Below are 17,961 nucleotides of genomic sequence, written 5' to 3'. Positions count from 1 at the left end.
TTGAGGGCTGAACGGGATGTTAAAATTTGAACTGCTACAAGAGGATAAGACATCTGCGGCCCGACTGGGCCGCTTAACCACTGCTCATACTACTGTGGATACCCCGATATTTATGCCGGTAGGTACTCAGGCAACGGTCAAAACCCTCACCCCCGAGGATCTATATGAAATCGGAGCCGGTATTATTTTGGCCAATGCCTATCATCTGTACCTGCGTCCCGGTTGTGAACTGATACAACAGGCCGGCGGCCTGCATCGCTTCATGAACTGGAAGAAAGGTATTTTGACCGACAGTGGGGGATTTCAAGTCTTTAGCCTGAGCAAATTGCGTGATATTAACGATGATGGAGTCTGGTTTCATTCCCATATCGATGGTTCGCGCCATTTCCTCACTCCCGAAAAGGTAATGGAGATTGAAGCAAAGCTCGGGGCGGATATAGCCATGTGCTTTGATGAGTGTGCTCCTTACCCTTGCACTTATGAGGAAGCGGAAAAGGCGGTAAAGAGAACCAGTCTCTGGGCCGGGAGGTGTAAAAAGGCTCATAATAATGATAAGCAGGTGTTATTTGGGATTATTCAAGGCAGTGTTTATCCCGAATTAAGGGAAAGGAGTGTGGGAGAGCTGACTGCTCTGGATTTCCCCGGCTATGCAATAGGCGGTTTGAGTGTCGGCGAACCCAAGGAAATGCTCTATGCTACCCTTGAAGTTACCACTCGTATGTTGCCCCGGGAAAAGCCCCGTTACCTTATGGGAGTGGGTGCTCCTGAGGATTTGCTGGAAGGGGTCAGGCTAGGAGTGGATATGTTTGATTGTGTTTTACCAACCCGGCTGGCCCGGCATGGAACAGCCTATACTGCTGAGGGTAAGATAACGGTGCGCAACGCTCTTTATGCGGCGGATTTCTCTCCCCTTGATGCAAGGTGTAGTTGTTATGTATGCCAGAATTATAGCCGGGCTTATATCAGGCATTTAATTAAGGCTGAGGAGATACTAGCTCAGCGTTTGCTGAGCTATCACAACCTTTATTTCCTGTTCCAACTAATGGCTGGTATTAGAGCGGCCTTAGCAAAAGGAGAATTTCCCAGCTTTTACCGGGAATTTTTCCATAATTATATCAGCGCTTAGAAGGATTTAAGCGTTAAGCGGCGAATATTATTAAAGTTTTACTATATTTAAGGAGTGATAATTTGCCTACACAGGGAAGTTCGGAATGGATGACAATAGCTATTTATTTTGGTATGTTCCTGGCCATTTTCTACTTTTTCCTCATCTTGCCCCGAAAAAAGCAGGAGAAGAAACATAAGAAAATGGTAGAAGAATTGAAAAAAGGTGACCGGGTGGTTACTATAGGCGGCATTAAGGGAGAAATTGGCCGGGTCAAAGAGGAGAGTATAATGCTTAAAGTAGCTGAGAACATGGAAATAGAAATGGTCAAAAAAGCTGTGGCTTACAAGGTCGAGGATTAGATAAATGGTAACTCTTAAAGATGTCAGATCCAGTCCCTTAATAAACACGTTTATTCAAAAAGGCAATGAGCATCTGGGTGTGATGGGATACACTGACCATGGCCGCTTACACCTTTCTATTGTATCGGCTTTGAGCAAGGATATCATGATAAAGCTGGGCTATGATGAACACATGGCAGAGCTAGCGGGTATTGCCGGCTATATTCATGATATTGGTAATGTGATTAACCGTATCGGTCACAGCCAGAGTGGGGCCTTGATGGCGATGGAGATACTCCGGCGGATGGGCATGCCACCGGAGGAAGTAGCTATAATTACTGCCGCAATTGGTAATCATGATGAGGGTAGCGGTCACCCGGTAAATGAAGTGGCGGCGGCTTTGATTCTGGCGGATAAATCTCATGTTCATCGCAACCGGGTTAGGAATCCGGATGTAGCTACTTTTGATATACATGACCGGGTTAATTATGCTGTAGAGCGCTCTACTTTGAATATTGATGAAAACAAGAAGGTTATTACCATGGAACTCGTAATTGACACCAGTATTTGCCCGGTAATGGAATACTTTGAGATTTTTATGAGTCGTATGCTTTTATGTCGCCGGGCGGCCGGTTTTTTGGGTTGTGAATTTGAACTGGTGATAAATGGGGTGCAATTACTGTAATTAAGGAGATCTGAAAGGAGGATTTTTGAAGTTGCAAAAAAATTTCAGCGTCGCAGTAATTTTAGCCATTATTGTAGCCCTTGGCGCCTTGTCCTATTTTACCTACCAACCAATTTTGAAAAACTTGAATCTTGGATTGGATCTAAGGGGCGGGCTGCATGTGGTTTTGGAGGCCCAGGAAAAAGAGGGGCAGAAGATAAGTGCCGATACTATAAACAAGGCCGTAGGTATACTCAGAAACCGGGTGGACAAGCTGGGGGTCAGTGAACCGCTGATTTATCCCCAGGGTGAACGCCGGGTAGTGGTGGAATTGGCCGGAATAGATGATCCGGAAGAAGCGGTGAACATAATTAAAAACACGGCTGAGCTTGAATTCTGGGATGAAAGCGGCAAGGTGCTGGTAACCGGAAAACACCTGAAGGAAGCGCAGGCCAGAGCCGGCAGCGAAGGCCAGGGTTTTGAAGTTGCCATTGACTTTGATAAAGAAGGGGCCAAGCTTTTTGCTGATGCTACCACCGCCAATGTCAATAAACCGCTGATGATAGTTATTGATGGCAAGGTCATCAGTGCTCCTACTGTATCCGGTCCGATAACCGATGGAAGCGCCAGAATAACCGGTAACTTTACCGCCAAGGAAGCGGAGAACCTGGCAGTATTACTGCGTTCCGGTGCTTTACCGGTTTCATTTAAGATACTGGAGAAGAGGACGGTTGGTCCTACCCTGGGAAGTGATTCCTTGAGTAAGAGTGTGAAAGCCGGAATCGCCGGTCTTATTGCCATCTTGATTTTCATGCTGGGGTATTATCGTTTGCCTGGGTTTATAGCCGATATTTCCATAGTTCTTTATTCGATTCTGGTTTTAGGAACCATGACCCTCTTTGGTGCAGTATTAACCCTGCCGGGGATAGCGGCCTTCGTGTTATCTATCGGCATGGCGGTTGATGCTAATATCATTATTTACGAGAGAATCAAGGAAGAATTGCGCTGGGGCAAGACCTTGAAGGCTGCCATTGAAGCTGGATTTAATCGCGCCTTCTGGACCATATTCGATGCTAACCTGACCACCTTGATTGCCGCTTTCGTCCTGCTCTATTTCGGCAGCGGGCCTATCAAGGGGTTTGCCGTAACTCTTTCTATAGGTATTATTGCCAGTATGCTGGTAGTACTTACCTTTACCCGCTATTTGCTGGTATTATCCGCTGATTTGACCAAGAATCATAAACTATATGGGGTATAAAAGGGAGGTGTAAAAAGTGCAATTTATTCAGAACAGAAAGTATTTTTTCATTCTTTCCGCCATACTTATCACTCTGGGGCTGATTTCCATATTCGTGCAAGGGTTCAAGCTGGGTATTGATTTCGAAGGGGGCTCTCTTTTACGCTTCCGGATGGACGCGGCGGTTTCTTCGGCTGAGGTTCGCTCAACTCTTGAGGAGCTTAAATTTATCGATCAGTCTTCCATTCAAAAGAGTGGCAATGAATTCCTGATCCGTACCCGGGAATTGAATCAGGAACAGACGGAGCAGGTTAATAAAGCATTTGCGGCTAAATTCAAAAATGTGGAGTACCTTAGTGCCGAAAGCGTTGGAGCTACCATAGGCAATGAACTAACCAGGAACGCTGTTCTCTCGGTACTGATAGCTATGCTATTGATGCTGGTATACATCAGTTTTCGCTTTGAGTGGACTTTTGGAGTTGCGGCTGTAGTGGCGTTATTCCATAATGTCTTAATAGTCCTGGGGATTTTCTCCATTTTTCAATGGGAGCTTGATGGAGCGTTTATTGCAGCCATACTTACCATAGTAGGTTATTCCATAAATGATACCATAGTTATATTTGATCGGATCAGGGAGAATCTGCGGCTAAAAACGAGGGATGACCTGACTACTTTACTTAACAAGAGTATTATGCAGACCATGAACCGCTCGGTAAATACGGTTCTTACCGTTTTGTTTCCCCTGGTAACCTTATACCTTTTTGGCGGTTCCACTATTAAGATATTTGTTTTGACCATGTTGATTGGTTTTGTTGTTGGTGCCTATTCGTCCATATTTATTGCCAGTCCTTTATACTATGATATAAAGCAGAAAGCATAGGGCGGAAGACGGAAGACTTTTAACCAGGCCTTAAAGGGATTTCATTAATGAAGTCCCTTTTTTGCTCAGTGAAAATATCTGTGTGGAATGGGTCGTTGTGAAAGAAGCGGAAAAGGGAGGGGAATATATGCGTGCGTATTTGTTTATTGCTCTGATTATCGCTATCTTAACCGGGGTGTTTATTTTCCAAAATACCGCTATGGTTGAAGTGCATTTTTTGAACTGGGTTTCGCCGGAAATTTCCTTAGCCCTGGTTATATTACTGGCTTTGTGTAGTGGGGCTTTGCTCACTTTTCTCTTGGACAGTGTACGTTATTTTCAGATTGCCAGTAAAATTCGAGAACTGACCGTGAGCAATAAGAAACTGCAGACGGAGAATGACAGGTTAAAACGACAGCAAAAAGATGAGGAGAATAAGAAGGGAGATGTAATGGCTGATGGCAGGGAATAGGTGAAAAATCCTTGTATAATGTATTCTCACCGCTGGCTGTTGACGCTCCCCAGGCTTAAATGATAAGATGACCACAATTTATTGTGTTTGGAGAGGTGTGAAGGAGTTGTATTTGACGGGAACCATGAAGATAAATAGCCAGGGTAATTTGGAAATCGGCGGGATGGATACAGTGGATCTTGCCCGTAAATTTGGCACCCCCCTGTGGATCATAGATGAGGAGGGATTCCGGCGAAATTGCCGGAATATAAAGAAAGCTTTCTCGCTCTATGGTGATTCCCAGGTGCTATATGCCAGTAAGACCCTTGCTACCATGGCTATTTATAGGATAGTAGAGCAAGAGGGCCTGGGCTTGGATGTGGTTTCCGGAGGTGAACTATATACGGCATTAAAAGCCGGCTTTCCCATGCAAAAAGTTTATTTCCATGGTAACAACAAGAGCCGGGAAGAATTGCGAATGGCTATCTGTGCCGGGGTAGCCCGGATAGTAGTAGATAATTTTTATGAATTGGAACTTTTAAACCAGCTTTGTACTGAGGAGAACTGTCAACAGGAGATACTCTTGCGGGTTACTCCCGGAGTTGAGGCCCATACCCATGAATATATTCAAACCGGGCAGATTGACTCCAAGTTTGGTTTTACTCTTAGTGATGGGCAGGCCATGGAAGGGGTCAAAAAGGCCTTATCCATGCCTGGAATTAAGCTAGTGGGCCTGCATTGTCATATTGGTTCTCAAATATTTGCCATGCAATCCTTTCAATATACCAGTTCCATAATGATGGATTTTTGGGCGGAAATAAAGAGAACAAGTGGATGCCAGTTGGAGGAACTGAATTTGGGAGGGGGTCTGGGTATTTACTATGTTGCTGGAGATGAACCCCGTAAGGCGGAAGAATGGGCTAAGGCGGTTATGCCGGTAGTTCAGGAAAAAGCCCGGCAGCATGGACTAAAAGTACCTCGTATTATTGTTGAACCCGGGAGGGCTATTGCTGGCCCGGCTGGATTGACCCTGTATACGCTCGGTTCAAGCAAAGAAGTTAAGGGGATACGCAAATATGTGGCCGTAGATGGGGGGATGACCGATAATCCCCGTCCGGCTCTTTATGCAGCCAAATACCAGGCCCTACTGGCCAATAAAGCGGAAGAAAAACCTGTAGAAACAGTATCAATTGCTGGTAAATGCTGTGAATCCGGGGATATGTTAATTTGGGATTTAGAGCTACCCTGGGTGGAGGCAGGAGATATCCTGGCGGTTCTAGCTACTGGTGCCTACAACTATAGCATGTCCAGCAACTATAATCGCCTGCCCCGGCCAGCTATGGTTCTGGTCAAGCAAGGTCAGGCGGATTTGATAATTAAACGAGAGAACTATGAGGATTTATTGCGTAACGACCTTATCCCGGAAAGGTTGGAGCGGGATTAGGGAAGGGGATGGGGGGACATTTCGTTTGTTTTGTGAGCAAAGACCTTATCTGTCCCTTTAATATATATCAGTAGAACCGTACCCATGTATATTTATGCAACCCTTCTGCATTAAGAGGGGTTTTTGCAGTGAGTCATCCTTCCGTCATCCGCCTTCCGCTTTCCGTCATCTGCTCATGCTATTTCTTGCTCCTGAAGGCTGTCTGGATTTCTTCCTGGGAGTTTTCGAAGACACCCGGCTGGGAAAAGAATATGCACTGATCCTGGTACATCCTTATCCAATCATTCCAACGCTGGGTATAGTCCGCTGTTTCCACCCATTCCGGCTTATCACGGGAAGCAGCCTGCACCAGAGCTTTTACCGAGTTCATGACCAGCTCGCCTAGATGAACACAACCCTCTTTCCCCATGATATTCTCTGTGACTATGCGGTTAAATCCAGGACCCACGGTGCTTCCCACAATGTTGGAAATACTCTTTAATCCCTGTGGACAGATGGGAAAAGGGGTACTCTCAGCCCAGGCTTCAGCCTCAATAATTTTAAAGCTGTCAAAATCAAAAACCAGGCGGCAATGAATATTGTGCAGATCATCTTTCCATTGCCCCTTGACTTCAAAGCCGGTATTAAAAACCGGTGCAACACTATACTTTTCTATTTTTTCATACACTTTCTCAGTAACCCCCTGCCGAAAAAAATGCTTGCCCATAATTATAGGAAAGTTGTGGATTAAAAACAATAGTTTTTCTACTTCTAAGCGCATAATTCTGCAAGCCCATCAAGGTATGATATAATGCAGTTATCTTAAGCAGAGGAGTACTATTGTGGAAATAATAACATCACATAATGCCCTGGATTTTGATGGCCTGGCGGCCATGGTGGCTGCAGGTAAGCTTTATCCAGGTGCAGTAAAGGTATTTTCTGGTACACTTTCGAAAAACATACGGCAGTTTATGGCCCTGTACAAAGACCTTTTTTCTATCAAGTATCCCAAGGAAATAGATTTAAAACAGGTTAAAAGGATGATAGTGGTGGATACTGCCAGCGCTAATCGATTAGGCCACCTGAAAGAGCTGGCTTCGCAGGAAGGTATGGATTTTTATGTATATGACCACCACCCACCATCGCTTGATGATTTGCCAGCCAGTATTAGTGAAGTGGAGAAAGTGGGCGCTGTCACTACTCTTCTGGTAGAAAAGATAATGGAGCGCAATATCAAGCTGAGTGCCTTTGATGCCACTATTTTAGCCCTGGGTATCTACGAAGATACCGGTAGTCTTTTATTCAACTCCACCACTCCCAGAGATATATCCGCAGCAGCTCATCTCTTGAGCCGGGGAGCAAATCTGTCGGTGGTGGCCAACTTTATGGATCAGCCGTTTTCCGGCGAACAAAGGGAGTTGTTGCATGTCTTACTCAATTCCTCCCAGCACTATTTAATTAAAAATATTGATGTAGTAATAGCACTGTGGGACAGCAACGAATTTATCCCTGGCTTGGATACGGTAACTTACCGCCTGCTGGAAATAGAAAACTGCGATGTAGCCTTTGCTGTGGCTCTAATGCAGGGTAAGGTAAATGTAGTCGGTCGCAGCCGAAGCAATAATGTGAAGGTTAACGAGGTTTTAAGAAAGCTTGGCGGTAGGGGACATGACCGGGCCGCGTCCGTAATTGTAAAGGGAAAAAGCCCCGTTGAAGTGCGGGAGATTATCATGGCCGAATTGGGAAAAGCGGTTCAGCCTGGTTTGTTAGCCCGGGATATAATGTCAACCCCGGTAAAAACTATTCCCCCAAACATAAGTATGGAGGAGGCTGGTCGTATTATGCTACGCTACGGGCATACGGGAATGCCGGTAGTTGAAGGAGAAAATATGATTGGGGTAATATCCCGCCGGGATGTGGACAAAGCCAAAATTCATGAACTGGGTCACGCCCCGGTAAAAGGCTTTATGAGCAGTGGAGTTCTTTCCGTAACTCCGGATACCCCGGTGGGTGAAATACAACGGATGATGGTAGAATATGATGTGGGCAGGCTGCCGATTACTGATAATGATAGATTGATGGGAATAGTATCTCGTACAGACATATTGAGAACTCTGCATGGTGATGATTACCCCGAGGATCACGAAGTCCTCTATTCTTTCACCGGGGAGGAAAACCAGAACTGCCTAGCCATTATGCAGGAAAGAATGCCTTCTCGGCTTATTGCTACACTGCGCTTGGCCGGTGAAATAGCTGAATCTATTGGCAGTCGGGCATATTGTGTGGGAGGTTTTGTTCGTGACTTTTTCTTGCGTGTGCCCAATTTTGATGTTGATCTGGTAGTGGAAGGAGATGGGGAAGAACTAGCCAGAAAAATGGCCCAGCATCTGGGGGGGAAAGCAAGGATTCACCAGCGCTTTCGTACGGCGGCACTCATGCTGCCGGATGGCACGAAAATAGATATAGCGACTGCTCGAACTGAATACTACGAGTTTCCTGCTGCTCTGCCCAAGGTGGAAAAGGCTTCTATTAGGGAGGATATGTATCGCCGCGATTTTACCATTAATACTCTGGCTATAGCCTTGAATCCGGATAGTTTTGGGGACCTGATTGATTATTTTGGCGGGCGAAAGGATCTGGAAAAAGGTCTCATCCGCATTTTATACAATTTGAGTTTTGTGGAAGACCCGACGCGAATAATAAGAGCCATCCGTTTTGAGCAGCGTTATAAATTTACTATTGAGGATGATACCCTGCGCTTTGCCAAGGATGCCATAGAGCGGAGACTACTGGGTAAACTTAGCTACAAGAGGATTATACAGGAATTGATGCTCTTGCTCAGTGAGATAGACCCCCTTCCGGCCCTGGATCGTATTATGGAAATCGGGGTATGGGAGTATATGATTCCGGAAATAGACCTTAATAAAGTAAGCCGGACCATGATTAAGAGAACCCCCATCATTATCACTTGGTGGGAGGAACGTTATTACGGGAAAAACATTAAGGGTTGGCTGGTTTATTTTATGCTTTTGTTGGCAGGCTTGGATGAAGAACTGGTAATCCAAATCATTAAACGCTACCATTTGGACAATTATGCCCGTAAAGCCATACAGGAGTCCCGGCAAGTACCGCAGATAGTGGAATATCTGTGGGAAAGTCGTGAAATTTTACCGGGTGAAATGGATCAAAGGCTGGATGGCTGGAGCAATGAAAGTATGGTTCTCTTGCTCCTATCCATCAAGGATGAACTGCTTTGGGAAAAGCTTGTTAACTACCTCGACCTCAAGGAGCAGGTAAAAGTAGAGATTAACGGCTTTGACCTTAAGGAGATGGGACTAAAACAAGGGCCTGAGTTCCGCTTCATTTTTGATGAATTATACCGGCAGAAACTCAATGGAATAATTAAGAACCGCGAGGAAGAGCTGCAAATGGTGAAAAAATGGATATCGGAAGGGAAGTTTAATAATGATCCAGTCGCTGAGTGAAATGTTAATAGCATTACCAGCTATAATGATTGCCTTGACCTTCCATGAGTATGCTCATGGCAAGGTAGCTGATATTTTGGGTGATAGCACCCCCTATTACCAGGGGAGACTGACCCTTAATCCTTTGCCACATATTGATTGGGTAGGATTTTTTATGCTTATCTTATTTCATTTTGGCTGGGCCAAACCGGTACAGGTAAACCCTTATAATTTTAAGAATGTAAGCCCCAAACAAGGTATGATGCTGGTTTCGCTGGCGGGACCGGGCATGAATATTCTCTTAGCTTTTCTGGGCATGCTGGCTTACAAGTACCTGCTTCCGTTTCAAGGACAGGAATGGGCTATAATGACCATAAACATGATTCACCCTTTGATATATATTAACTTGATTCTGGCGGCTTTTAACTTGATACCCTTACCGCCTCTGGATGGCTCCAAAATAGTAGCTGGCTTACTGCCGGATTCTGGGGCGGAAATGTTTTATTCCCTGGAGCCTTATGGGCCATTGATACTCTTGTTGCTTATCATAACTGGAGCTGCAGCTTATATTTTCTTGCCACTGGCCGGTTTCTTGAATACGCTTTTATATGCCATTGTGTTCTAAGGCTGCTCCGCTAAGCTCGATCAGGAGGAATATATGAATTATGTAGTAGATTTGGAGTCTTTTCATGGACCCCTGGACTTGCTTCTTTATCTGCTTGATGAGGAACAACTGGAAATATATGATATACCTATAGCCACCATAACCGACCAGTACATGGAATACCTGCAGCAAACGGGAGAACTTAACCTGGAGCAGATGGGTGATTTCCTGATAATGGCTACTTATCTGTTGAATCTGAAATCGCGGATGTTGCTGCCCAGCAGAGTGGAATTGACCGAGGAAGAGGATTCCGATCCCCGGGCAGAGTTGGTGCAGCGCTTGTTGGACTACAAAAAGTATAAAAAGCTGGCCGAGTATTTATTGTCATACCAAAATGGTAACTTTCCCCGGGTATTCTTTCGTGATAGCGAGGACGAAATCTCAGGGATTGAGGAATTGGTTGGGGATGCAGCTCAATTGTGGCGCTCTTTTCAGGTTCTACTGAGGGATTTGCCTGAACAGGAAGAGAAATTCAGGCTTCCCCAGGGAGATGTAAATATCAGTGAAAAAATGGAAGAGATAGTTGAACGGCTGGAAAAAGGGAAAGCCGGGCTGATCTTACAAGATCTTTTCCAGGGAGTTATTAGTCTCAGGGAAGCCCTGGCCTTTTTTTTAGCTTTACTTGAATTAATACGCTTGCAAAGGGTGGAAGCCATTCAGGAACAAAGCTTTGGGGAAATAAAAATACGCTTACAGGTGGCGGTCTAAATGTTGATGCGGGATCAGATTAAAGCTGCGGTGGAAGCAGTTCTTTTCGTTCGGGCTGGTCGAGTGGGAATGGATGAACTGGTGGAAATACTGGATATCCCTCTCTTAGAATTAAAAGAAATATTGCAGGAAATGATTCTGGAGTATAATAATAATATAAGAGGCGGGCTGCAGATAGTTGAGCTTGATGGCGGCTATTTGCTTTGTACGCGCCCGGCCTATTCAGACATACTTGCCCGTATGGAGAAACCGCAAAAAAAGCGTTTATCGGCTGCTGCTCTGGATACCCTGGCAATTGTGGCTTACCGCCAACCGATAACCCGCCTGGAAATAGAGCAGATACGGGGAGTCAAGAGTGATAGAATAGTCAATACTTTATTGGAAAAAGGTCTGATTCAAGAAGCGGGGCATAAGGCGGTACTGGGGAAACCAATTCTTTATGCTACTACGGAGGAGTTCTTAAAGGTGTTTGGCCTGACCAACCTCAAAGAACTGCCCGATTTAGAAGAATTGTAGTTGTTTTAAAAAGGAAAATTGGCAAGCCAATGCTACCAAAACGGGTTTTTCAGTTTTAAAGGAGGATTAGCCGGTGGCGGAAAGGTCTATTGAGGAAGAGATAAAAATTAAGGCCCAACAGGGAAAGAGATTGGCTCGCTATATGAGCAGTACACAGGACCTGGTAGAAAACCAGATTCGCAAAGCTCAGGAGCGTGGGGAATTCAACAACCTGGAAGGAAGTGGAAAGCCTATTTCTTTGGAGGAGAACCCTTTTGAGCCCCCGGAATTGCGTATGACCTTTAAAATTTTAAAAGATAATGATTTTGCTCCATATTGGATTGAACTGGGTAAAGAAATTGACCATGAAATAGATAAATTCTGGAAGGAAGTAGAATATTTTAAGCGTTATACTGCCATATTCTATTCCCAGGGACATAGTTCGCCAGCAGAACGGAGATTTGAGAGTAAAAAGGCTCATTTCTATTCGGAAAGCCGCTTCACTCTGCAAAGGATTGATAAAAAGATTAGTGATTACAATTTACACTGTCCTTTTTTCCGCATGGGTCGACCCAATATGAAGATAGATGATGAGATATATAAGGTTATTTCCAGTGTAGAAAAGCTTATTGAGGAACTAAAACATAATCCAAATAAACAGTAATGCATAAGGCCTTCAAGCTGGGGAATAATATGGAAAAACAGGAGACTTGAAGAAATGCTGGCCTTGTACATCTGTTTGTTATTATTTGCTCTGGGACTAGCTTTGATTTTATTAATATATCTAAAGGTTGAAATACTTATTGAACTACTACCTGCTGAAAACAAAAGCAATGATAAAAGCAAAAAACTGCTAATTCAATTAAAACCTCTTTTCCAGCCCTTCCGCCAAAGCCTTCACTACCGCTTTGATAGCCAGCTTAAGCTCTCTGTGGAAGATATCTGTAAAAAAGCTGCTCTCTTTATTTCTGACCTGCAGCAATATGATGAATCAGGGTATTTCTCTCGCATCGGTATATTTGATGTAGTTCTAGCCGGCCATAAAAAACTCCAGATTGAAAAACTGGAATGGAAAACTATTATTGGATTGGAAAATGCTATGGATACCGCTATTTGTACTGGTGGCTTATGGGCTATAAAAGGAAGTTTTATTGGCCTTATCAGCGCACGCAGTCGTTTGGAGGAAATAAAAATTGAAGTGCAGCCGGATTTTTCGGAAATAAAGTTCGCCAGCCACTTGGACTGCATAGTAAAGATGCGAACAGTACATATTATGATTATAGTTGTCAGACTGCTGCTGCATAGCTTAATTGAGAAGGACAGAGCAAAAAGAAAAAGAGCTTCTTTTAAAGGGCGCAGAGTCTTGGCATTTCTTAAATCAATGATGGGGGTATAAGCATGGAATTACAGGACAAAAAGCAGAACCACCCTATTGAAAGCCTTATGCAGACAGCCATGCAGAGCATTAAGGATATGGTGGATGTAAACACGGTGGTTGGAGATCCGGTGGAGACCAATGATGGTACGGTCATCATTCCCATCTCCCAGGTTGCTTGTGGTTTTGCCGCAGGTGGAGGCGAATACGAATTAACAGCAACATCAAAAAATACAGAATTGCCTTTCGCGGGCGGCAGTGGCGCGGGTGTATCAGTGCGGCCCATGGGTTTTTTGGTAGTAAGAATGAATGATGTACGGCTCTTATCGGTTACTGGCAATCACCTGGCGGAACGGGTTATAGACCTGGCTCCTCAGATTATAGATAAAATGGAAGGATTGTTTAAGAAAAAGAATAAATTTTCCGAGATTTAAGTAGTTTTAGCATTTACTCTGGTGACAGTAAGGGCAAGTTCTAATTTATTCAGCAAAATCATACTCTTCAAAAAGAACAGCAGTGTTTGAGGGGATGGTAGATTTGCTGAATATTGTTTGGTTTCTGTTGCTGGCTTCAGGAATCATAGTGGCTGCTCTTAACGGTAATATAGAAGTGGTAAGCGAAGCTGCTCTTTCTGCTGCCCAGGGGGCGGTCAAAATATGTATCGACCTGGTGGGTATAATGGCTCTGTGGTTAGGCATTATGAAGATAGCTGAAAAGGGAGGATTGATACAGGCCCTGGCCCGCTTAATGAAACCTTTGATGTTGCGCTTATTCCCTAGCATTCCTCCGGAACACCCGGCTTTGGGGGCTATAATACTGAATTTGAGCGCTAATATTTTAGGTTTGGGCAATGCTGCTACTCCTTTTGGTATGCGGGCTATGCAGGAAATGCAAAAGCTAAATTCTGATTCTTCAGAAGCCTCCACTGCTATGTGCACCTTTTTGGCTTTAAATACCTCATGTATAACCCTTATTCCGGCCACAATTATTGGGGTCAGGGTATCTTTGGGATCGACCAATCCTACAGAAATAGTGGGGGCTTGTATTTTTGCTACCAGTATTGCCATGCTTTTGGCCGTTAGCCTGGATTATTGGTTTCGTACGCGCAGTCCCTGGGGGGGTAAAGGCTAAGTGCTTTTAAGCATTCTCACCCTGATATCCAAATGGGCCATCCCTTTTCTTCTTTTAGCTGTGCCCCTTTACGGCATGCTTAAAAAAGTTCCCGTTTATGAAAGCTTTGTAGAAGGTGCGGAACAGGGCTTTTATACGGCAGTTAAAATCATACCTTTTTTGGTGGGAATGATGGTGGCTATTTCTGTTTTTCGTGCTTCCGGTGCTATGGACTACCTCAGCCGGGCTGTTGCCCCCTTGACCGCCCTCATTGGCGCTCCTTCTGAAATCCTTCCTCTGGCCGTAATGCGTCCCCTTTCCGGCAGTGCTGTTCTGGGAATGTCTACGGAAATTATGAAAATATATGGTCCGGATTCCCATATTGGTCGACTGGCTTCAGTTATGCAGGGAACTACTGATACTACTTTCTTTGTTTTGACGGTATACTTCGGTTCGGTAGGGATTAAGAAATACCGTTATGCTCTCCTGACTGGTCTAACCGCTGATATAAGCGGTTTTCTAGCTTCGGTGTATATATGCAACCTGCTCTTCCGCTAATATTTAGCAGCGAAAAAATTGTGGAGCAATTTGTTGGTGTAGCGTAGCATTAACGAGTGGGGCGCGTTTTTGTGGAGAATTCCAATTACTCAGGGGTATTCTCTAAATCTTTAAGCAGACGGGGGTAGTCTGTTGCTCCGTGTACGATGTGGTATACAAATACGGTGTTGCCAATAAGTCTATAAACACCTATATACTTCCCAGATATAACATAGCGGTATCCCGCCTCACGAATAACCCGGTCCCTCGGAATTGAACCGGAAAGTGGGAAAGTCTTGAGTCGTTCCAAAGATTCAAGACTTTTATCAGTGATATTTCGTGCTGAATCAGGGCCGACAAGCCCTAAATGGACAAGAGCGATTTCCTCCAGTTCCCTCTGTGCTGATGTTAAGATTTTCAGCTTATGCGTCCTCACGGTTATAGATCGCCTCCAAACGCTTTCTGGATTCTTCTATCGTATAGGTGGCATCTCCCGCCAGACGCGATCTTTCTGCAGCCTCCAGTCTAGCGCGTAGCTTCAATGTTTCTTCGCGCCGCTCAAAGGCTTCAATGCTCATAACGACTAAATCACCTTCACCGTTTTTAGTTATATATATCGGTTCTTCCTCTCTATGGGCCAAGTCAGAAATCGTAGCATAGTCATTTCGTAGAGATGTAGAAGCTTTTATAATCACAGAAATCGCCTCCTGAATTATTATATCATTATTCTATCATAATAATTCCCTTATAGGCAATAATTTTGAAGGCTATACGCAGCGGAACAAAATCACTATATATTTGCCCTGATCGAAAAAATACTATAAAATTGTTTTTGGCAAGAATAATCAAAAAATGTGGTAATGGGGGAAGTATTTGATGAAAACTGATGTGGAAATAGCCCAAAGCGCAAAAATGCAGCCTATTACGGAGATTGCTGACAGGATTGGTATCGAGCCAAACGAACTGGAACTTTACGGGTCCTATAAGGCCAAAATTTCTCTTGATATTATGAAGAGAATAGAAGACAAGCCGCAAGGGAAACTGGTACTGGTTACCGCTATTAGCCCTACCCCGGCAGGGGAAGGCAAGACAACAACTACTATTGGCTTGGGACAGGCTCTCAATAAAATTGGGAAGAAAGCTATTGTAGCCCTGCGCGAGCCCTCTTTGGGTCCCGTTTTCGGAATCAAGGGCGGTGCTACCGGGGGTGGTTATGCCCAAGTGGTACCTATGGAAGATATCAATCTTCACTTTACGGGGGATATCCATGCTGTGACTACAGCCCACAATCTGCTGGCAGCCCTGATGGACAACCACTTGCACCAGGGTAATGAGTTGGATATTGATTCTCGCCAAATCGTCTGGCGCCGGGTAATGGATTTGAATGAAAGGGTTCTCAGAAATATTGTGCTGGGCCTGGGGGGGAGAATCAATGGGGTTCCACGGGAATCAGGTTTCGACATCTCGGTGGCTTCCGAAGTTATGGCCGCCCTCTGCCTGGCTACCGATTTAATGGATTTGAAAGAACGCTTTGCCAAAATTGTTGTGGCCTATAGTCAGCAGGGGCAAGCTATCACGGCTGGCGATCTGAAAGCAGCAGGTTCCATGGCTCTTTTAATGAAAGACGCTATCAAGCCTAACCTGGTACAAACGCTGGAAAACACCCCGGCTTTTATTCACGGGGGGCCTTTTGCCAATATCGCCCATGGAGCCAACAGTATAGTGGCTACCCGCCTGGGGGTTAAATTGGCTGATTATATGGTGACTGAGGCCGGCTTCGGTGCTGACCTGGGAGCTGAAAAATTCTTTAATATTGTATGCCGTTATGGCAAGCTGGTACCTGATGCTGTGGTACTGGTTGCCAGTATTAGAGCATTAAAACATCATGGGGGAGTAAAAAAAGATAAACTGGGCGAAGAAAACCTGGAAGCACTGGCCCAGGGTATGGAAAACTTGAAAAAACACCTGGAGAACATCCAAAAATTTGGCGTTCCTGCAGTTGTGGCCCTGAACGAATTTCCCAGCGATACCAGTAAAGAAATTGACTATGTATTCTCGCAGTGTGCGGCTATGCAAACCGCAGTTTCTATTTCCCGGGTATGGGCCCAGGGAGGAGAAGGCGGCATTGACCTGGCTGAAAAATTGGTATTGGCTACCGAACAGGGGAGTCAATTCAAGTTCCTTTACGAATTAAACCAGCCCCTTAAGAACAAGATAGAAACTATATGCCGGGAGATTTATGGTGCCGGCAGTGTAAAATACGCGGCGGAAGCCAAGCGGATGCTGCAAAAATATGAAGAATCAGGTTTTGGGGACCTCCCGGTCTGCATAGCCAAAACCCAATATTCTCTTTCGGATAATGCTCAACTACTAGGAAGACCCACGGGTTTTGAGGTAAATATAAGACAAGTCAAGTTATCGGCGGGAGCAGGATTCGTGGTTGCTCTGGCGGGAGATATTATGACCATGCCAGGTCTCGGCAAAGTACCGGCAGCGGAGAATATTGATATAAAGCCTGACGGGGAGATAGTAGGCTTATTTTAAAATATATCAAAGGGACGATTCTACTGATATATTTTGATATAACTCACTTTTCATCGGCGGTTGTAGCCCCTGGGCATGGGGTTTAATATGAAAAGGTCGCCAGTCGTCGATCGTCAGGAGGGGATGTTTCCTGCTACATCTTACTATTCAAGCCCCTACTAACTCACTTTTCATCGTTATTTGCGGCCTCTGGCCATGGGGGTTAATACTGAAAGATAAGTGAATAAGAATTTAGCAAATGACACGAGGGAGAAATCCCTGGTGTCATTTAGATTTTCTGGTTAATAAGAGAGAAGACTTCAGCCCTGGTTTCAGGCCTGGTCTCAAAAATTCCACGAACGGCAGAGGTTACAGTTAAGGCTCCCGGCTTGCGTACACCTCTCATGGTCATGCACATGTGTTCCGCTTCGATTACTACTGCCACCCCAAAAGGCTTTAAGCTATCGTTTATACAGTCGGCTATTTGGGAAGTAAGTCTTTCCTGCAACTGGGGGCGCATGGCATAGGCTTCTGCCACCCGGGTCAACTTGCTTATTCCCACCACTTTACCACCGCGGGGGATGTAGGCTACATGAGCTTTGCCATAAAAGGGAAGCAAGTGGTGTTCACACATCGAATACAAGGGAATATCCTTTACCAATACCAGTTCATCATGAAATTCTGTAAAGGAAACCTGCAGGAATTCCCTGGGGTTAGAATTCATACCGGCAAATATCTCTCTATACATGCGAGCTACCCTTTTCGGGGTGTTTTGCAAGCCTTCCCGTTCCGGGTCTTCCCCAATTGCTTCCAGTATCATGTGAACAGCTTCTTCAATTTTGGCTTCATCTATTACTTTTTTTTGCATCTTGCTCATCCTCCAAGTTATCTAAAAAACAATTATCTGCTGATTTCCCCTATTAAAATATAATAACAGATAATCACTAATATTTTTACCGTATTAGCTTCTTCCATGCTGAGGAAATCAAAGTTGTAAAAATAAAT

General features: G+C 44.7%; 21 protein-coding genes. 17 read left to right on the top strand and 4 right to left on the bottom strand.

Translation table 11 applies throughout. The features are described 5' to 3' along the window. Positions 1-16: 16 nt before the first annotated feature. The 7 genes from tgt (at position 17) to lysA (ending at position 6,101) form a co-directional block, all read left to right on the top strand. A complete protein-coding gene (gene tgt / locus SWOL_RS07385) occupies positions 17-1,126 on the top strand; it encodes a tRNA guanosine(34) transglycosylase Tgt (RefSeq protein ID WP_011640834.1) in 1,110 nt (369 codons plus the stop codon). 62 nt (positions 1,127-1,188) lie between these two features. Beyond that, positions 1,189-1,467, top strand: a complete 279-nt coding sequence (yajC, locus tag SWOL_RS07380; RefSeq protein ID WP_242649310.1) for a preprotein translocase subunit YajC — start codon at positions 1,189-1,191, stop codon at positions 1,465-1,467. Positions 1,468-1,471: 4 nt separating this feature from the next. Beyond that, a complete protein-coding gene (locus tag SWOL_RS07375) occupies positions 1,472-2,131 on the top strand; it encodes an HD domain-containing protein (RefSeq protein WP_011640832.1) in 660 nt (219 codons plus the stop codon). A 25-nt stretch (positions 2,132-2,156) separates the two neighbouring features. Next, positions 2,157-3,368, top strand: coding sequence for a protein translocase subunit SecD (gene secD / locus SWOL_RS07370; RefSeq protein WP_011640831.1), 1,212 nt, complete (start codon positions 2,157-2,159; stop codon positions 3,366-3,368). Positions 3,369-3,384: 16 nt separating this feature from the next. Then, a complete protein-coding gene (gene secF / locus SWOL_RS07365; protein ID WP_011640830.1) occupies positions 3,385-4,227 on the top strand; it encodes a protein translocase subunit SecF in 843 nt (280 codons plus the stop codon). Positions 4,228-4,354: 127 nt separating this feature from the next. Further along, positions 4,355-4,678, top strand: coding sequence for a LapA family protein (locus SWOL_RS07360; protein ID WP_155814167.1), 324 nt, complete (start codon positions 4,355-4,357; stop codon positions 4,676-4,678). A gap of 124 nt (positions 4,679-4,802) precedes the next feature. After that, positions 4,803-6,101, top strand: a complete 1,299-nt coding sequence (lysA, locus tag SWOL_RS07355; protein WP_423218526.1) for a diaminopimelate decarboxylase — start codon at positions 4,803-4,805, stop codon at positions 6,099-6,101. Positions 6,102-6,279: 178 nt separating this feature from the next. On the opposite strand, the gene SWOL_RS13580 is transcribed toward lysA, so the two are convergent. Further along, positions 6,280-6,768, bottom strand: a complete 489-nt coding sequence (locus SWOL_RS13580) for a DUF2889 domain-containing protein (RefSeq protein WP_162010606.1) — start codon at positions 6,766-6,768, stop codon at positions 6,280-6,282. 154 nt (positions 6,769-6,922) lie between these two features. On the opposite strand from SWOL_RS13580, the gene SWOL_RS07345 reads away from it, so the two are divergent. The 9 genes from SWOL_RS07345 to SWOL_RS07305 all read left to right on the top strand — a co-directional run bounded on the left by SWOL_RS07345 (position 6,923) and on the right by SWOL_RS07305 (position 14,454). Next, on the top strand, positions 6,923-9,565 hold the full coding sequence (locus tag SWOL_RS07345) for a CBS domain-containing protein (protein ID WP_011640826.1): 2,643 nt from the start codon (positions 6,923-6,925) through the stop codon (positions 9,563-9,565). Further along, entirely contained in the window at positions 9,546-10,169 is a 624-nt protein-coding gene (locus SWOL_RS07340) for a site-2 protease family protein (protein ID WP_011640825.1), read from the top strand. The genes SWOL_RS07345 and SWOL_RS07340 overlap by 20 nt, the downstream gene beginning before the upstream one ends. 33 nt (positions 10,170-10,202) lie before the next feature. Beyond that, positions 10,203-10,916 (top strand): segregation and condensation protein A, encoded by a 714-nt coding sequence (locus tag SWOL_RS07335; protein WP_011640824.1) that lies wholly within the window; start codon positions 10,203-10,205, stop codon positions 10,914-10,916. Beyond that, positions 10,917-11,432 carry an SMC-Scp complex subunit ScpB gene (gene scpB / locus SWOL_RS07330; RefSeq protein WP_011640823.1) on the top strand — a complete coding sequence of 172 codons (516 nt, stop codon included), beginning with the start codon at positions 10,917-10,919 and terminating at the stop codon, positions 11,430-11,432. A 73-nt stretch (positions 11,433-11,505) separates the two neighbouring features. Continuing rightward, entirely contained in the window at positions 11,506-12,075 is a 570-nt protein-coding gene (locus SWOL_RS07325) for a DnaJ family domain-containing protein (RefSeq protein ID WP_011640822.1), read from the top strand. A gap of 54 nt (positions 12,076-12,129) precedes the next feature. After that, complete coding sequence (locus SWOL_RS07320) at positions 12,130-12,807, top strand: DUF2953 domain-containing protein (RefSeq protein WP_011640821.1); 678 nt, start codon at positions 12,130-12,132, stop codon at positions 12,805-12,807. Positions 12,808-12,809: 2 nt separating this feature from the next. Beyond that, positions 12,810-13,220: a GerW family sporulation protein gene (gene ytfJ, locus SWOL_RS07315; RefSeq protein WP_011640820.1), complete on the top strand. Its 411-nt coding sequence runs from the start codon at positions 12,810-12,812 to the stop codon at positions 13,218-13,220. A gap of 103 nt (positions 13,221-13,323) precedes the next feature. Continuing rightward, positions 13,324-13,917, top strand: a complete 594-nt coding sequence (locus SWOL_RS07310; RefSeq protein ID WP_011640819.1) for a nucleoside recognition domain-containing protein — start codon at positions 13,324-13,326, stop codon at positions 13,915-13,917. Continuing rightward, a complete protein-coding gene (locus tag SWOL_RS07305) occupies positions 13,918-14,454 on the top strand; it encodes a spore maturation protein (RefSeq protein ID WP_011640818.1) in 537 nt (178 codons plus the stop codon). An 85-nt stretch (positions 14,455-14,539) separates the two neighbouring features. Here the strand turns inward: SWOL_RS07305 and SWOL_RS07300 are convergent, their stop codons facing one another. Together SWOL_RS07300 and SWOL_RS07295 are read right to left on the bottom strand one after the other, a co-directional pair. Then, positions 14,540-14,869: a type II toxin-antitoxin system RelE/ParE family toxin gene (locus SWOL_RS07300; protein ID WP_011640817.1), complete on the bottom strand. Its 330-nt coding sequence runs from the start codon at positions 14,867-14,869 to the stop codon at positions 14,540-14,542. Beyond that, positions 14,856-15,128 (bottom strand): type II toxin-antitoxin system Phd/YefM family antitoxin, encoded by a 273-nt coding sequence (locus tag SWOL_RS07295; protein ID WP_011640816.1) that lies wholly within the window; start codon positions 15,126-15,128, stop codon positions 14,856-14,858. The genes SWOL_RS07300 and SWOL_RS07295 overlap by 14 nt, the downstream gene beginning before the upstream one ends. A 181-nt stretch (positions 15,129-15,309) precedes the next feature. Here SWOL_RS07295 and SWOL_RS07290 point away from each other — a divergent pair, with 181 nt between their 5' ends. Further along, a complete protein-coding gene (locus tag SWOL_RS07290) occupies positions 15,310-16,977 on the top strand; it encodes a formate--tetrahydrofolate ligase (RefSeq protein ID WP_011640815.1) in 1,668 nt (555 codons plus the stop codon). A gap of 268 nt (positions 16,978-17,245) precedes the next feature. Here the strand turns inward: SWOL_RS07290 and folE are convergent, their stop codons facing one another. After that, positions 17,246-17,824: a GTP cyclohydrolase I FolE gene (folE, locus tag SWOL_RS07285; RefSeq protein WP_011640814.1), complete on the bottom strand. Its 579-nt coding sequence runs from the start codon at positions 17,822-17,824 to the stop codon at positions 17,246-17,248. Positions 17,825-17,961 lie beyond the last annotated feature (137 nt).

This window comes from Syntrophomonas wolfei subsp. wolfei str. Goettingen G311 (genome assembly GCF_000014725.1).
GTDB classification, from domain to species: domain Bacteria; phylum Bacillota; class Syntrophomonadia; order Syntrophomonadales; family Syntrophomonadaceae; genus Syntrophomonas; species Syntrophomonas wolfei.
Note: the sequence above shows the minus strand (reverse complement) of the source record. Positions and strands in the feature narration are given on the sequence as shown.

What these genes read in the sequence shown, in the direction of transcription:
- SWOL_RS07375 (WP_011640832.1), top strand. Translation starts at nt 1,472, where the DNA reads ATGGTAACTCTTAAAGATGTCAGATCCAGTCCCTTAATAAACACGTTT.
- SWOL_RS07340 (WP_011640825.1), top strand. Translation starts at nt 9,546, where the DNA reads ATGATCCAGTCGCTGAGTGAAATGTTAATAGCATTACCAGCTATAATG.
- SWOL_RS07290 (WP_011640815.1), top strand. Translation starts at nt 15,310, where the DNA reads ATGAAAACTGATGTGGAAATAGCCCAAAGCGCAAAAATGCAGCCTATT.
- SWOL_RS07320 (WP_011640821.1), top strand. Translation starts at nt 12,130, where the DNA reads ATGCTGGCCTTGTACATCTGTTTGTTATTATTTGCTCTGGGACTAGCT.
- SWOL_RS07335 (WP_011640824.1), top strand. Translation starts at nt 10,203, where the DNA reads ATGAATTATGTAGTAGATTTGGAGTCTTTTCATGGACCCCTGGACTTG.
- scpB (WP_011640823.1), top strand. Translation starts at nt 10,917, where the DNA reads ATGTTGATGCGGGATCAGATTAAAGCTGCGGTGGAAGCAGTTCTTTTC.
- lysA (WP_423218526.1), top strand. Translation starts at nt 4,803, where the DNA reads ATGAAGATAAATAGCCAGGGTAATTTGGAAATCGGCGGGATGGATACA.
- ytfJ (WP_011640820.1), top strand. Translation starts at nt 12,810, where the DNA reads ATGGAATTACAGGACAAAAAGCAGAACCACCCTATTGAAAGCCTTATG.
- tgt (WP_011640834.1), top strand. Translation starts at nt 17, where the DNA reads ATGTTAAAATTTGAACTGCTACAAGAGGATAAGACATCTGCGGCCCGA.
- folE (WP_011640814.1), bottom strand. Translation starts at nt 17,824, where the DNA reads ATGCAAAAAAAAGTAATAGATGAAGCCAAAATTGAAGAAGCTGTTCAC.
- SWOL_RS07360 (WP_155814167.1), top strand. Translation starts at nt 4,355, where the DNA reads ATGCGTGCGTATTTGTTTATTGCTCTGATTATCGCTATCTTAACCGGG.